The organism is Singulisphaera acidiphila DSM 18658 (assembly GCF_000242455.2).
Classification (GTDB): domain Bacteria; phylum Planctomycetota; class Planctomycetia; order Isosphaerales; family Isosphaeraceae; genus Singulisphaera; species Singulisphaera acidiphila.
This window is the reverse complement of record NC_019892.1, coordinates 3576736-3592884: the sequence shown is the minus strand read 5'-3', so window position 1 is coordinate 3592884 and position 16149 is coordinate 3576736. Positions and strand designations below refer to the sequence as shown.

The 16149-nt window shown below is 63.2% G+C and carries 9 protein-coding genes; 4 read left to right on the top strand and 5 right to left on the bottom strand.

What is annotated here, in order from left to right; genetic code table 11:
• The first annotated feature begins 38 nt into the window (after positions 1 to 38).
• The gene (locus SINAC_RS14025; RefSeq protein ID WP_015246302.1) at positions 39 to 1010 is read left to right on the top strand and encodes a UTP--glucose-1-phosphate uridylyltransferase; all 972 of its coding nucleotides are present in this window, start codon (positions 39 to 41) and stop codon (positions 1008 to 1010) included.
• Positions 1011 to 1023: 13 nt separating this feature from the next.
• Positions 1024 to 4389 carry a UTP--glucose-1-phosphate uridylyltransferase gene (locus SINAC_RS14020; RefSeq protein WP_015246301.1) on the top strand — a complete coding sequence of 1122 codons (3366 nt, stop codon included), beginning with the start codon at positions 1024 to 1026 and terminating at the stop codon, positions 4387 to 4389.
• 94 nt (positions 4390 to 4483) lie between these two features.
• On the opposite strand, the gene SINAC_RS14015 is transcribed toward SINAC_RS14020, so the two are convergent.
• Positions 4484 to 5563 (bottom strand): DUF1559 domain-containing protein, encoded by a 1080-nt coding sequence (locus SINAC_RS14015; protein WP_015246300.1) that lies wholly within the window; start codon positions 5561 to 5563, stop codon positions 4484 to 4486.
• An 857-nt stretch (positions 5564 to 6420) separates the two neighbouring features.
• Here SINAC_RS14015 and SINAC_RS14010 point away from each other — a divergent pair.
• Entirely contained in the window at positions 6421 to 7113 is a 693-nt protein-coding gene (locus SINAC_RS14010; RefSeq protein WP_015246298.1) for a hypothetical protein, read from the top strand.
• 190 nt (positions 7114 to 7303) lie between these two features.
• Here the strand turns inward: SINAC_RS14010 and SINAC_RS14005 are convergent, their stop codons facing one another.
• From SINAC_RS14005 to SINAC_RS13990, 4 genes are read right to left on the bottom strand one after another with little or no spacing between them, the layout of a single operon-like run.
• Positions 7304 to 8245 (bottom strand): N-acetylglucosamine kinase, encoded by a 942-nt coding sequence (locus tag SINAC_RS14005; RefSeq protein ID WP_015246297.1) that lies wholly within the window; start codon positions 8243 to 8245, stop codon positions 7304 to 7306.
• The gene (murQ, locus tag SINAC_RS14000) at positions 8242 to 9159 is read right to left on the bottom strand and encodes an N-acetylmuramic acid 6-phosphate etherase (protein WP_015246296.1); all 918 of its coding nucleotides are present in this window, start codon (positions 9157 to 9159) and stop codon (positions 8242 to 8244) included. The genes SINAC_RS14005 and murQ overlap by 4 nt, the downstream gene beginning before the upstream one ends.
• Before the next feature lie 40 nt (positions 9160 to 9199).
• Positions 9200 to 11551: an exo-beta-N-acetylmuramidase NamZ domain-containing protein gene (locus tag SINAC_RS13995; RefSeq protein ID WP_020466179.1), complete on the bottom strand. Its 2352-nt coding sequence runs from the start codon at positions 11549 to 11551 to the stop codon at positions 9200 to 9202.
• Positions 11552 to 13045: a sodium:solute symporter gene (locus tag SINAC_RS13990; RefSeq protein WP_015246294.1), complete on the bottom strand. Its 1494-nt coding sequence runs from the start codon at positions 13043 to 13045 to the stop codon at positions 11552 to 11554.
• A 750-nt stretch (positions 13046 to 13795) separates the two neighbouring features.
• Between SINAC_RS13990 and SINAC_RS13985 the strand changes: the two genes are divergently transcribed.
• Positions 13796 to 16129, top strand: a complete 2334-nt coding sequence (locus SINAC_RS13985) for a WD40 repeat domain-containing serine/threonine protein kinase (protein WP_244884938.1) — start codon at positions 13796 to 13798, stop codon at positions 16127 to 16129.
• Positions 16130 to 16149 lie beyond the last annotated feature (20 nt).

The following is a 16149-nucleotide window of genomic DNA, read 5'->3' as shown; positions in this document are numbered from 1 at the left end:
TTTTTTGCTCAGGTATGGACGAATGAGGATCACCCGACGTGCAGATCACCAAGGCGGTCATCACGGCGGCCGGCCGGGGAGCCCGGCAGTATCCGGCCTCCGACACAGTGCAAAAAGCGATGCTGCCGCTGGTCGATCGTGACGGTCTGACCAAGCCGATTCTCCAGATCATCGCCGAAGAGGCGATCGAGAGTGGAATCGAGGAGATCTGCATCGTCAGCGCTCCGGGCGACGAGTCGGTCTACCGGAGCCATTTCCGAAATTACGCACAGAACCTGCGGTCGTCGTTCCGTGGTTTCGAGTGGGCCGAGGAACAAGCCCGCCGGCTCGACGACCTGGAGCACCGGCTTCGGTTTGCCGTTCAGCCCGAGCCTCAGGGATACGGCCACGCGGTCTGGTGCGCCCGCGAGTTCGTCGCCGGCGCTCCCTTTCTCTTGCTCCTGGGTGACCACCTCTATATCTCGAGTGAGACGAGGCGCTGCGCCCGCCAGTTGATCGACCTGGTCGCGGACGAGGGGTGTTCCGTCTCTGGGGTGCAGGCGACTCGCGAACACCTGATCCACCAGTACGGCACGCTCACCGGGAAGCGGCGGCACGACCTGCCGACCGTCTACGCGATCGATGAGATCATCGAGAAGCCGAACCCGACGCTGGCCGAGTTGAAGCTTCAAGTGCCCGGCCTCCGCGCGGGGCACTACCTCTGTTTCTTTGGAATCCACGTGTTGACGCCGGCGGTCTTCGACCTGCTCGATCATCTCGTCAGGACCGATGCGCGGGAGCAAGGGCAGATTCAATTGACCACGGCCCTGAACGAACTCGCGCGTCGGGAGAAATACCTGGCGCTCGAGACGCGGGGGTCGCGATACAACCTTGGGGTGAAGTTCGGGTTCGTCGAAGCGCAGATTGCCCTGGCGCTTGCGGGCGCGGACCGAGAGCGGATGCTTGCCGGTCTGCTCGAGTCGATCGTGCGGATCGAACAGAACCATGGGGCTTCGGACCTGGCGCTTTGAGTTAAGGCGGCTCATGACTCTTCGCGGATCCCTCCTGATCGACACCGTTACGAGCCCTGACCCGAGCGTCCGCAATCGCTCGGTCCGCGACCTGATCGCAGGGGCCTCGACCGAAGAGATCCTCCGCGCTTGCGAGGATCTGGAAACGTTCCGCCAGTCGGCCGAGAACCTGTACGAACGGGTTCGCGCCTCGATGTTTCTCCATGCGATCTATCGCTACGCGCTCCAGGACGGTGTGGGCCTGCGCGAGACGGGCTCGATCCCGTTCGAAGGGTTCAAGGACCTGATGGAACGCCGGTTCGAACAGGCGATCGCCTCGTTCCGTGGGTCGATGGATTGCGAAGGGCCCAATGGAGCGATTGCCAGTGCCTTGGCGCAGGCCTACGAGCGGATTACCTACCAGACGCTTGCTGACCAGGTGCGCCGATCGGTCCGGAGCTGCCGTGGCAATCGTTGGATGTTCCGGGTCGGCCAGGCCGACGAGCAACCGCTTCGGCTCCATCCCAGGCTGTTGGAGCGGGGCTCGGATCAGTCGCTCTTCCCGATCTTGGTTGAACGCACCCCGGTCCGGCTCGACCTCTCCCACAGCGCCTGGTCCGACATCTTCTTCCTCGGCATGGATTATCCCGAGGGCGCTCGCGTCCTGAACATCTCGGTCGACCTGGGCGTCCACGGACGCGACGAGCACCCTCGGCCTCCGATCGAGACCTATGTCCGCGCGATCCCCGAACCGTTGCTCCGTCTGACGAGCATCGACCTCAACGCGTGCAAGGACGTGACGACGCTCGACGAACTCTTCAACTTCGGCAATGACTATCTGGGCCTGATCAAGGCCGGCGTGATTGCCTCGGGCCTGGTCCCCCCTTCGTTCGAAGGCACCGCGAATCGGCTCGACGAGCTCCTCGGGCATGTCGTCCGGCCCGGTTACGGCCTGGAAGTCGTGAGCAAGGTCAACGACATCCCCAAAGGGTCGCGCCTGGCCGTCTCGACGAACCTGCTGGCCTCGCTGATCAGCCTACTGATGCGCGCCACGGGCCAGACGAGGAGCCTGACCGGCTCGCTCGAGCCGGAGGAAGCACGCGTCGTGGTGGCCCGTGCGATCCTTGGCGAATGGCTCGGAGGGTCCGGGGGAGGATGGCAGGACTCGGGGGGAACCTTCCCCGGCGTCAAAGTCATTCACGGCGTTGCGGCGAGCGAGTCGGACCCGGAAAAAGGGGTCAGCCGGGGCCGTCTGCTCCCGGAGTATGAGCTGCTCGATGGTCGGGTTGGTGACTCCGCACTGACTCAGTTCCAGGAGGCACTGGCCGAGAGCCTGGTGCTGGTTCACGGCGGCATGGCGCAGAACGTCGGGCCGATCCTGAACATGGTGACGGAAAAGTACCTCCTGCGGAGCGGCGAGGAGTGGGAGGCAAGGCAGGAGGCGCTCGAGATTTTCGAGGCGATCGTCCAGGCCGTCAAGCGGGCGGACGTGCAGGCCGTCGGAGCGCTTACCACCCGCAACTGGGAGGGGCCGCTCAAGCGGATCATTCCCTGGGTCAGCAACCAGTTCACCGAGACGATTATTCGCGAGGCGAAAGAGGCGCTGGGGGACGATTTCTGGGGGTTCTTGATGCTCGGAGGGATGTCGGGAGGGGGGATGGGATTTTTCGTCGCCCCGCATCGGCAAGCGTCCTTCCGAGGCGAAATTGCCGCGATCATGGCACGAGCCAAGGCTGCACTCGACGATGCCATGCCCTTCGCGATGGAACCGGTCGTTTACGGATTTCGGGTCAACCCGTTCGGGACGTTCGCCGAACTCCAGTGCGGCAAGGCGGCCATGATGCCGTCGCGGTATTACACGCTGCAGGTCCCTCGGATGATCGCCGAGGGAACCGAGGCGCTCGACCCATTGCGGATGTCGGACGTCGACCACTTCGCCAACAAGAGTCGCGATACCGGCGAGTTGCTCCGCGTCTTCCGGACGATGATCAACAACCTCTTCCCGGTCACCCATGCTGCGGCCGATCCGACCTCGACCTCCTGGAATCAGGACTCGGACCGGATCCGCAGTGAGAACGGCTTCGATCCGGTCCAGCATGCCCAGCTTCGTGAGGATCTCCAGCGCGGGCGGATCGGCCTGGCTCTCAACCGGCTCCCAGTCGCGACGGACATCCGTGACGTCGAGGATTCCGACCTGCTCTTCGCCCGAGCCGAGTTGACGGCTCCCGAGGTGATCCGGAACGGCGTCAATGCGATCCGACGCGGTGAGGTGGCCGTGGTGACGCTTGCCGCGGGTGTCGGCAGTCGCTGGACCACGGGCGCGGGGGTGGTCAAGGCGATCAACCCATTCGTCATGCTCGCGGGCCGGCACCGTAGTTTTCTGGAACTCCATCTGGCCAAGACCCGCAAGGCGCAACAGCGATTCGAAGTCACGGTCCCGCACGTTGTGACCACGAGCTATCTCACACATGCGGCCATCGAGCGGCACCTGAATCGCTCCTCGAATTACGGCCACGACGGTCCGGTCTATCTCTCACGCGGCCAGTCGATCGGCCAGCGCCTGATTCCTATGGATCGCGACCTGTCCTTCCTCTGGGAGGAGGGGGCGCACGAGACGCTCGACGAGAACAAGCAGAAAGTTCGAGACGCCAGCCGCCGCGCGATCCTCGATTGGGCGCGGGGCCGTGGGGAAGGGACCGATTACGTCGACAACGTCCCGATCCAGCGCTTCAATCCTCCCGGCCACTTCTACGAGGTGCCGAACCTGCTGCGCAACGGGGTTCTGGCCCGCCTGATCGCGGAGCATCCCAACCTCAACTGGCTGATGGTCCACAACATCGACACCTTGGGGGTGGATCTCGATCCCACGGCGCTTGGCCTGGCGATCGAGTCGAGGGCGACCTTGGGTTTTGAAGTGATTGCGCGTCGTATTGACGACCGAGGGGGCGGTCTCGCCCGCGTGGGTGGACGACTTCGGCTGCTCGAAGGTCTGGCCCAGCCTCGTGAGGATACCGAGTTCGCGCTGCGCTACTACAGTACGAATACGTCCTGGGTGCACGTCGACGCGTTGCTCGAGGCGTTCCAACTCACCCGTTCCGACCTGAGTTCCAACCCGGCCAAAGTCGCCGCCGCCGTCCGTGCGATGGCCGCACGACTGCCGACCTATGTGACGATCAAGGACGTCAAACGCCGCTGGGGTCATGGGCAGGAAGATGTTTTCCCCGTCGCCCAGTTCGAGAAGCTCTGGGGCGACATGACATCTCTTCCCGACCTCCCCTGCTCCTTCCTTGCCGTCGATCGCCAGCGCGGGCAACAGCTCAAGGACACCGCCCAACTCGACGGATGGGAGAACGACGGCAGCCGCGAATACGTTCAATCGATCTGCGACTTCGGCTCGTGATCGGCTGAGGGAGTTGGCCTTGCCTCGACGCAGATTCCCCAAGCAAAGGCGAGCGGGGGAGCTGATCGCTCCCCCGTTCTGCTTGGGATCGAGATCAGAGGGCGTCGGCGCTGATGATTTCGCCGCCGGACTTGGTCCCGATCGCCCGCCAGGTTTCTCGGCTGATGGTCGACTTGATGAATTTCACGGAGCCGTCCATGAAGGCGACGTTGGCGCCGCCCGAATGGAAGGAACTGGCCGAGATCGACCAACCGGCGTTCCAAGCGTCGGAGAACGACGAGTCTGCCTTGCACGATTTCGAGTTGGGCGGGCTGATGTGGTGATATCCGCCGCCGCGAGCGACGTCGCCGGACATCCAGTATTCGCCCTTGTAATCCCAGGGGTTGGCCGAGTTCGTCCGCTGGCAGATCTGATGGTCGTTCTCGTTCGACGAGCCGACTGCCCCGAGGCCCACGGCCTGGTAGTACAGGAGGTTCAGGCCGGGCCGATATGCGCCATTCGATCCCTTGGTCACCTCGCTCCACATGGCCGTGTTGCTCAGCCCGTCGCTGATGCTGGCCAGTGTTGCGACGGTGCCGAGATTGGCCGGGAAGTCTGATGTCGTGGAGGCATGGGCATCTCCGCCGAGGTAATAGGCGGGGCCGGTGAGCGCCCCCCCATTGTAGGCGCGGTTTGTTCCGACGTTATTCGCGTAGTTGGAGACGCCAATGGGAAAGCTCATGGGGCTGCCGCTGGCCGCGTTCAAGCCGGTGTTCCCGGGGTTAGGATCTGACGGGCAGAGATAAGAGCTGATCTGCATCCCTCCAGCCGTCCCATTGGCGACTCGCCCATAAGGGTATCCGGCCCCGGTGCTGGGCTTGACCGGGGAAACCGAGAAGTTGATTGCGTTGAGAACATTGTTCTGTTCGAGCGAGGCGAGGACGCGCGTTTTCATCGAATGGCGTTGCCAGACGAGGTTCGCCGTCGTGTAGTAACCTCCCGACGGCGGCGCGGCCCCATTGGTGTCAATGTAGTTGTGGACGGCCAACCCAAGTTGCTTCAGGTTATTGGTGCATTGGGAACGGCGGGCTGCCTCACGCGCTGCCTGGACGGCAGGGAGGAGCAGGGCGATCAAGACCGCGATGATGGCGATCACGACCAGCAACTCGATGAGTGTAAATCCTCGACGTTTCATGGCAGGTCCCTTGGTCCTGAATGAGTCGAAAGAGATTTCCTGTCGCCAGGATGGGAATGATGTCGTGTCGGGGAATCCGCAATTCGGCTCTGCCGGCATGCGTAAGCTGCTGCCGGGGGAAATCCCCGGAACGAGTGAGCCCGTTCTTGCCAGTCTGGGCTGGTGATGCGACGAACGCGGTGGGTCACCGAGACTTGCTTACGGGTGGTTCTGAGCGGGCCGCCGCTTCTTCAGAACTCTTCGGGGCATCGTCCGTAATGATTGGGGGCTCGACGTTGCCATTGGGGTTCTCAGGCTGGCATCCATGCGTTACGAGTAATCCGACCCCAAATACGAATCCTCTCAAGGTGCGACTCGGCCAAATCATGGTATCTCGACCTCCTCCGAATGAATGTCCGTGGAATGGATTGGAAACCCGCCACCCTCGCTGAGAGGCATGAACTAATGTCACCCAGATCACTCAACCCTGCCTGAGCCCATGCTCGGTGGATCGCTGAGAAATGTTATTCTATAGAATGTGGGCTGTCCACAAATGAAGATTTAGGGTGAGAACTCCGAATTGTCTGCCACGGGCGAGCGACCTTTTAAGGATCTGACGGGGCTGTGGGGACGGGCATGAACAATCGATGATCTGGCAGGATAATGCCTTTTGTAGGGATTGTGCGTATTTTTTTGTGTTTTGAGGCTTGGTTGTCCGTCTTCTTCGACCCGATCAAGAAGAGGAGAGGACCGGTCGATATCCCAAAACAGTCGGCATGGAATTGCGGGGCGCTTGGCAGGTTATGACGGGCGGTTTCCGGTGAGGGATGATTGCCCCGCCACGTCCGAAGGAATGGTCGTCAAGAGGGAGGCAAGGGATGGCACGCCGAGATTGGCGAGTCGGTGTGAGGCACCTGCGAGCGGTCGCCTCGGTCGTCGCCTTGCTGTTGGGATCGTCGGGATATGGGCAAGGCGTCGAGAGCCCTCAGGAATTTCGTTTCAGCGAGCCACCGTCGATTGGGACGCATCCCGAGCTCGCCGGAGTGGTGCTGGCGTCACCTCAGTCGGAGCTGGTCGCTGTGGGAACAGGTGGAGGGGGAGCACCGACCTTGTCGAGCTATGGAGCTGCGCCGATCACATCAATGAATCAGTTGCTCAAAATGGACCGTGGGACACTCGATTCGCTGTATCAGAGTGCGGGTGCCGCACCCATGCCCGTTGGCAAGGTGAAGGGGCGGGTCATTCTTTTTCCCGGGACGGGACTGACTCGGCCTGCTTCCAAGGTGGCCCGGTTGATGTGGCAGGGAAAGATATTCAAGAATGAGCAGTCGATGGCGGTCAACCGTTTCTTCGGTTTGAAGGTCATCAAGGCCAACGTCTACCAGGATCGAAGCTGGCTCGACGGCCGGCCTTCGCTGATCCTCGACTACAGCCAGACTTCCCGCCTCTACGCTCCCTATCGCGATGAAATCCGTGAGGTTGGTCCCGGAATCTTCCTGGGCCTGATGTACTCACGGACCCTGCCCGACCCGACTCTCAAGATGTACTTCGCCCTGGAAGCCAAACCCTGAAGCGGTTAGCCGTTCGTTGGGCGGCTCCCGTTCGTGCGTTGGGGACTCCAAAGAGGTTGCCAGGGGCATATGACGGAGAAACGGCCGGGCCGGCCAAGCGACTCGTTGCGACTCGGCCAACCCGAAATTCAGAAATCGCCGGACGCGCCATGGGTGTGGGAGCCGGGTTCACCAAGCTGAGGGGCGGCCATCAAATCTGGCGGAACGAACGTTGGGCCAGCAGGAGTGCACCTTGGACGGGCTGGGTGACGTAGGTGGTTTCCACCTGATATCCGAGGCTCTTGAGATGCGCCAGGAGACTTGAGGAGACGGCGTTTGCGGAGAGGAGAAAGCCACCGGCCAACCCGAGGTGGACGGGGCCGCTGGACCACCCCAGCGTCTTGGCCACCGCCGCGACGGCCTCGGCGAGTTCGCGTCCGGCCGGTTCGAGGAGGACGCGTTCGATCTCGGGATCATCTTCGGACGCGGCGATGACCTCGACCGCGAGCGCTGCGATCCGTGCCCGATCGCAGTCGGGCGAATAGATCGCTGCGACGAGCCGTGCCGGACTGTCGATGCCTAGCGCATGGCAGAGCTGATCCGTGAGGGCGTCGGCGGGGTGGGTCCGGTTGTCGCGGCCGTCGAAGCGGCGGGCGACCAGGCGAAGCGCCTGCACGGCCACCGAGTAACCGCTCCCTTCATCCCCCAAGAGGGGACCCCAGCCTCCGGCTCGCGCTGACCGGCCATCGGCCGTTCGGCCGACGGCGATCGAGCCGGTGCCGGCAATGACCGCGAGTCCCCAGCCCTCGGGGGTTCCCGCCGCGATCACGAGTTCGCCGTCGTTGGCAAACACCAGGTGGTTCGTCCAGCTCGACTCCAGATTCCAGGAGTTGAGCACCTCGCGGTCGGCCTCGCGGTCGAATCCGGCCAGACCGAGGCAGGCCGCCGCGACCGGACGTTGCGTCAGGCCCGCTTCCGCGAAGGCCAACGCGATTGACTGGTCGAGAGCCCACCGCGCGGCCACCGGGCCCACCGTCTTGACGTTCGAAGGGCCGGCCAGCCCGCGCCCGAGGATCTTCCCCGAGAGATCGGACAACCAGGCCATGGTGGAGGTTCCCCCACCGTCGATTCCAATCAGGAGTGGAGTCGTCATCGCGGGTCGACCCCAGTCGTTGCCATGACCGCCGCGCGCACCTGGCCGCCGTGCGCGTCGAGAAGGGCCTGGGCCTGGTCAGGCTCCACGCCGGCCAATGCCGCCACCAAGGCTCGCTTCAACTGACCTGACGAGCGACGGAGCAAGTCGGCCGCCTGGGCATCGTCGAGCCCCGCGATCTCGCGGAGGATCCGACGCGTCCTGATCCGCAGTTTCTCGTTGCTCGGCTGCAAGTCGATCATCTGGTTGCCGAAGGTCTTACCGATCCGGACCATGGCCCCGGTCGTGATCATGTTCAAGACGAGCTTCGTGGCCGTTCCTGACTTCAGGCGGGTCGAGCCGGTGATCACCTCGGGCCCGACCAGGAGGGCGATCTCGAGGTCAACCTTGGCGCCGAGCAGGCTCGGCCGATTGCAGGCGATGCCGACGGTTGATGCGCCTACGGCCTTCGCTTGTTCGATCGCGCCCAGGACATAAGGGGTTCGCCCTGACGAGGCAATGCCGACGACCAGGTCGGCCGCCGTGATCGCGAGCGCCCGCAAGTCGGCGGCGCCTTGAACCGGGTCGTCCTCGGCCCCTTCCACGGCTCGGGTTAACGCGGTCGGCCCCCCCGCGATCAGGCCGACCACCATCGAAGGCGGAACGCTAAACGTCGGCGGGCACTCGGATGCGTCAAGCACCCCCAGCCGTCCCGAGGTCCCTGCTCCGACATAAATCAGCCGACCCCCCCGCCCGAATCGCTCGGCCGCCCACTCAATCGCGGTCGCGATCGCGTCCGACTCCGCGCGAACGGCCTCGACCGCCTTGGTGTCTTCGCTCGTCATCAAGGCGACGAGCTCCCTCGAATTCAGCCGGTCCACGGCCTCGGACTCGGGATTTCTCGCCTCGGTCAGCAAACGATCTTCAAGAAGCATGGGACGCTGTCTCTCTCATCTTGGTTAAAAGAGGAACCAATTATTTGTACAGAAGATATTGCTCGCGGATCGTGCGGAATTGGGCCAACTCCGCGTCCCAGAGTGTGCGGATGGCCTGGCCGTTTTCCCCCTTCAGAAGCGCGTCGTAGGTTGCGCGATCGGCGATGAATTTGAGGAATCCGTCGTGCTCCCAGCGCTCGGGGTAGAGCTCACGCAGCACCACGGCCAGTTCGATTCCGAGGGCCAGCGGGTCGAACTGGTCTCGGGAGGTGATGAAAATTTGCACACCGCCGCATTCCTTGCCTGCGTACTGCCGTTCTTTCGGAGTGAAGTTGTTAGGGACGAAGCGAACGCCGGGGAGGCCGCGACCGTTCAGGGCTGCGGAGAATTCGCGGGCGTCGATCCAGGGAGCGCCGAGGCGTTCAAACGGAGTGTCGGTTCCGCGGCCGGTCGCCAGGTTCGTCGCTTCCAGGAGGCCGACGCCAGGATAGATGAGTGCCTCGTTCAGGCTCCTCATGTTCGGGGACGGGTTGGTCCAGGTCAGGCCTGTCCAGTCGAAGAGGTCCTTGCGCTGCCAACCTTCGCAGGCGATTACCTGCAGGTCGGCCCCGATCTTTCGCTCGGTATTAAACAGTCGGGCCAGTTCTCCCACGGTCATGCCGTGGCGGACCGGGATCGCATGATGGGCGATGAAGGCTTCGAAGCCATCGTCGCGGACCGGGCCCGAGACCTCGACGCCGCCGATCGGGTTGGGACGGTCGAGGACCACGATCGGGATCCCGTTCTCCTTGGCGGCCTCGAGGACCAGGCCGAGCGTGCTGATGTAGGTGTAAAAGCGGACCCCCACGTCCTGAATGTCATAGACGAGGATGTCGATTCCCGCGAGGTTCTCTTTCGACGGTTTCCGCGACTTCCCGTAGAGGCTGAGGATGGGCAGGCCGGTCTTCTCGTCCTTGCTGTCGCCGACCTCGGCATCGACCAGGCCACGGATCCCATGCTCGGGGCTGAAGAGTGCGACGAGCTTGACCTCGGGGGCGTTGGCGAGGACGTCGATGGTCGGGACGCCGTCCTTGGTCTTGCCGGTGTGGTTGGTGACCAGTCCCACCCGTTTGCCGCGCAGGCGCTCGAACTTCGACTTGACGAGCACGTCAATTCCGCAATCCACCGGATGCAGATGGGTTTCGCTTGGCTTTGCGTCCTTCGGTCGATCGAGGATCGCCGCCGACGCGAGTGTGGCGACTTCGGAGCGGATCGGGGCGGTGTTCGCTTTGGAACCGAGCTGGAGCCGGCTGGTCAGGATGATGACGAACGTTTGCGTCGCGGGATCGATCCAGATCGACGTGCCGGTGAACCCGGTGTGGCCGAAGCTGCCCTGGCCGAAGCCGCGCCCGCGCGGATGGCTGAACGGCGTCTCGATGTCCCAGCCCAATCCCCGGCGCTGTCGCGGGGGCGTATTCCCCGGGTCGAGCATTGCCTGGACCGTCTCGGGAGCGAGGATGGCTTTACCGTCCGGCCCTTTGCCGCCGTCGAGAAGCATTTGAGCATAGATCGCGACGTCATCGGCCGTGCTGAACAGGCCGGCGTGCCCCGCGACTCCGCCCAAGGCGCGCGCCCTCGGGTCGTGAACCACGCCATGAACCCAATTTCCCGCTTCCTTCTCGGTCGGAGCGCACCGCTCGAGGTCGATCGCCGGATTCGGCTTCGTTCCCTCGACGAGGGGAGCGAACCGGCTATCGGTCATGCCGAGCGGCTCGAAGATCGTTTCGCGGGCGAACTGATCCAGGGGCTTCCCCGAGACCCGTTCCACGAGACGCCCCAGGACGAGGTAGTTGACGTCGCTATAGAGAAAACGCTCATTGGGTGGGGAGTTGGGCTTGAGTGCGGCGATTCGCTCCCAGGCCTTTTCGGATCCGTCAGCGTAGTCTGCGATGGGGTTGTCCGCGATCAGGCCGGTTCGGTGGCGGAGCAGGTGCTCGACGGTAATCGCCTTCTTGTCGTGGTTATCGAACTCGGGGAGATAGGTGACGATCGAGTCGCCTAGTTTGATTTTGCCTTGCTCGACGAGGCGCATCACCGAGGTTGCGGTCGCCACCGGCTTGGTGAGGGACGCCATGTCGAAGATCGTGTCGCGAGTCATCGCCGTGGCGGTCGGCTCGACGGTGCGCTGGCCGTAGGCCTTGACGTAGGCCACCTTCCCGCGTCGGCCGACGAGGACGACCGCACCCGGGACTTCCTTGCGCTTGATCGCCCGCTCGACGGCCTGGTCGATTCGGGCCAGCCGCTCTGCGTCGAGCCCGACCGTGCCGGGCTCGGCTTCAGGTAAGGCGGCTCGCGCTGCGACTGGACTGGCGAGGAGGGAAAGAAGGAGAACGAAGCGAGCGGCGTTCATCATTCAACTCTCGTGCTGGAGGTTTGTATCAATGATTTTGCGAGGTGCGGCCGGGAGGACCAGGCTCACTGCCATGCCGACGGCGACGACGGTGGCCGAACCGACCAGGGCGTACCAGGGATAGGCCAGCTTTGTACCGAACGCGGCGAACGAGACTGCGACCAGGCCCGCGATCATGCCGATGAAGGCCGCCGCCTGCCCTGAGTGCCGGGAGACCAGGCCGAGCAAGAACAGGCCGAGCAAGATCCCGGTGACGAAGCCGGCGACCGCCAGGGCGTTGTCGATCACCGCCTTCTCCAAGGCGATCGCGGCGATGGCCACGCCGATCTGGACGATCCCCCAGAAGGCGGTCAGCCCCTTCGACAAGCGGAGCAGATTCCGTTCGTCAGTGTTGGGGAAGAGCGGCCGATAGAGGTCGTTGACCGTTGAAGAGGCCGAGGCGCTGAGGGCACCCGAGACCGTGCTCATCGTGACGGACAGGATGGCCGCGATCACGACGCCGAGCACTCCCGTGGGGAGGTAGCGGATGATGAACGAGGCGAACTCTTCGTCCTTGGTGGGCAAGACGGGCGGGGGCGAGTGCTGGTAGAGCACGAACAGGCCCACGCCGATCAGCAGGAAGAGGGTGAACTGAACGAGGATCACCCCGCCGCTCGCGATCAGGGCCCAGGCGGCTTCGCGTTGCGACCGTGCGGAGAGATAGCGCTGGACCATCATCTGATCGACCCCGTGCGACCCCGTGTCCAGGACCATCGCACCGATCAGGCCCGCCCAGAAGCCGTAGGCGATGGTCAGGTCGAAGCGGAAGTCGAAGACCTGAAACTTGTTCGCGGCCAACCCTTCCTTCACGATCGTCGACCAGCCGCCGGGAACCTCGCCGATCAGGATCGCAAGCGCCACGATCCCGCCGAGGATGTAGATGAAGAACTGGAGCACGTCGGTCCAGACGACCGCCTTAATTCCACCTAAATATGTGTAGACGATGGTGAAAAGGCCGATGGTGATGATGGCGATGGGCATTTCCCAGCCCGAGGAGACGGGATACCCCTGGGTGGCCAGGTACATTTGCCGAAGCACTTTGGCGGCGAGGAAGAGCCGGAGGCCCGAAGCCACCGTCCGCGTGACCAGGAAGAGGACTGACGCCGCCTTTTGGGTCGCGGCTCCGAAACGCTGTTGGAGGACCTGGTAGGCGGTGAAAATCTCACCCTTGAAGTAGGCCGGCAGGAGGAAGATTGCGACGAAGATTCGGGCGAGAATGTAGCCGATTGCGAGCTGCAAGAAGGTCATATTGCCCCGGTAGGCAATGCCCGGCACGCTCAAGAAGGTCACTGCACTGGTCTCGGTGGCGATGATCGAGATCATCACCGCCCAGCCGGGAATATTGCTCTCGCCGAGGAAATATCCCTTGAGGCCCTTTGACCCTGAGCCCAGCCAGGCCCCCATTGCCGTACAGCCGACGATGTAAACAATGATCACCCCCAGATCGATCGGGTGCATGGCGACTCCGGTGTGGAGACGTGCCCAGGGAGGTGAGCGAATGCCTCCACCCGGACACGCTGGAAGGCTCTTAATCTACCATGCCGACGTCAAGACTGCCATCAAGTTGCAACTTATCCGCACGGAAGCAACTCCTCCAAAGTGCTTCTCCTCGCGAGAATCCACTGACCTTTTTGGTCCTTCTCAAATCAGAGCTTCGACCCTCGCTCCGAAGCGTCCGGGGCCGCGAGGGGGTGCGGTTGCGTTGTTGAACAACTTTATCGAGATGTTATTGTCAATCTGAAGCGAATCGCTGATTGCGGAAGCACGCGTCGTGGTCTGGTGTTTCCGGTCGGTATGAGGTGGTTTGGGCCGAAGCGATCGCGCCTGCGCCATCCGATTGGCAAAGCGTGTCCGGGTTGCGACAATTGCTGAATGCAGGATGTTCACCTTTCCACTTGAGAGGTCGGGTCTAAGGGAGCACCGATGCCGCCAGCCTCCGTGTGCCCGAAGTGCCATAATCCGTTGCCCGAAAATGCGCCGTTGGGCCTTTGCGTGCCCTGTACGCTCAGGATTTTCCAGGAAGACCAGTCGGAAACCACGGTCAAACTGCGGGGCTGGAAAGAGCACCTTAGGACCACGGACGCTGAAGCCCGGGGCCAGTCAGCCGAGGCGTTCGCATGGTTTGACCTCTGCGAGACGGCCTCCTTTCAGGCGTCCAAGGGCGTGTCAGGGGGGCACGATTCCAGGGAGCGTGGATTTGGTCGATTTGTGAGTGTGGAAACGCTGCTGAATTCGCTGATTCAACTCGAGTTGATGGAACCCGTGGAGCTTCAGGAGTTCCTCAAGCAGTTCCCGGCCGACCTCGATCCGAAGAACCCCGAAGAACTTGCCCGGGGATTGGTGCGCTCCAAGCGTTTGACCGAATATCAGGCCGGGGCCCTCCTGCAAGGGAAGTCCAAGGGCTTGGTGATTGATAAGTACCTGATCCTCGACAAGCTCGGCGCCGGCGGCATGGGGATGGTCTTCAAGGCGCTCCACCGTCGCATCAAACGGGTCGTGGCCTTGAAGGTCCTCCCCCCCTCCTTCGCCAAAGATGAGACGGCCGTGCGAAGGTTTCGCCGCGAGGCCGAGGCGGCGGCCAAGGTGAGCCACCCCAACGTCGTGGCGGTGCTCGACGCCGACGAGTTCAACGGGCTGCATTTCTTCGCGATGGAGTACAGCGCGGGGAAAGATCTGAAGCGGCTCGTGGAGACTCGCGGACCACTCCCGGCTGCGCAGGCGATCGAGTGCGTTCTCCAGGCGGCCCGCGGGTTGGGGGCCGCTCATGCCCGTGGCATCTATCATCGGGATATCAAGCCATCAAACTTGTTGCTCGACCCTCGCGGGACTCTCAAGGTACTCGACCTGGGTCTGGCCCGGATGATGGACAAGGGGGCGGAACTTCTCGGAAGCGTTGAACCCGACCCGGAACTGACGCGCCCCGGCAGCATCATGGGCACGGTGGCTTTCATGGCCCCCGAACAGGCATACAACTCCCGGTCCGCCGATCACCGATCCGACATCTACAGCCTGGGTTGCACTCTCTTCTACCTGCTTACGGGAAGGCCCCCCTACGACGGCGACACGCTCATGGCCCGCCTGATCGCGCACCGCGAGGAGCCGATCCCGTCCTTAATTGGCTCACAACCCGACCTTCCGCCGGTCCTTGACGTGACGTTGCGGCGGATGATGGCCAAGTCGCCCCAGGATCGCTACCAGTCGGTCGACGAGCTTATCTCCGCCTTGCAGTCGTGCCAAAGCTTCGGCTCCACCATTGAGGAGGGGGCCAGTTGGCGCGGGCTCGACTCCCCCCTGAACGTCGACCGGTCACAGAGCAAGCCGGTCAATGCGAGTCCGCTCTCAGGTCTTGTCTCCGGAGCAGAGACATCAGGGCGATTTCGCCCCTGGTTCTTTCGACGGGTTGCGGCTTTGGTTCTTGCCATCGGCCTCGCGAGCTTGGCCATGGTTGTGCCCGCCCGGATGCGTGCCAAGGTGAGAGAGCCGATGGCTTCAGGGGATCTGTCGAACTCCGAGGTGCGGTCCAAGCGATCGGACAAGCTTGTCCTCCCCGAGCCTTTGCGATCGCTGCCTGAGTCGATCGTTCCCCGCTCAGATCCGGCTCCCCCCTCCATCGTCGCCAAGGAGGAGACGAAGGTAGAGCCAGAACCGGTCGAACCGGTCGGTGAGATCCGCCGGTTCGCAGGCCACGAGGATCGGTTGGTGGAGAGCGTTGCCGTGTCGGCCGACGGCCGGCATGCCCTGTCGGCGGGCCTGGATTGCACGGTGCGCTACTGGAAGGTCTCGACCGGCGAAGAGGTCCGCCGCTTCGTTCACGATGGCCCTGTCTTCTCCGTGGCCTTTTCGCATGATGACCGGCTTGCGCTCACCGGCGGTGCTGACAAGGTGATGAGGCTCTGGGACCTGGAGGCCGGCCGGGAACTCCCCCCTTTCAAGGGGTTTACTGAGCCGATCTACAGCGTTGCCCTCTCTCCCGACGGGCAGTATGCGCTCTCGGGAAGTCGCGATAAATCGGTGCGTTTATGGGACGTCGCGACGCGCAGCGAGATCTATTCCCTGCTCCACGAGGGAGCGGTCACGGCTGTCGCGTTTTCGCCCGACGGCGAGCGCGTCCTCACTGGCAGCGAGGACAAGACCGTGCGAATCTGGAAGGTCCTCGCCCCCAATGAGGCCCATGATTTCAAGAGTCAGGCCAAAGTGCTCTGTGCGGTCTTCTCCCCGGACGGTCATCGTGCCCTCTCGGGGGGCGACGATGGCTCGGTCGTCCTCTGGAACCTTGACAGCAAACGGATGATCCGTCGCATCGAAGGCCCGCACGATCAGGTTCGTTGCGTTTCGTACCTGCCTGACAGTCGTCACGCCCTCTGGGGAACCAAGGCAGGGAGGCTCATCCTCGGGAATGTCGAGGACGATCGCGAGGTCGATCGTTTCGGAGCGACGGCGGGGCGGTTGGGAGTCGCGGTTCTCCCGGACGGTCGGCACGCCCTGACTTCCGATGATGATGGCTTTGTCCGACTCTGGAAACTACCGCCCATCCTCGAGTGAGCCGACCGTGGTGCGGACTG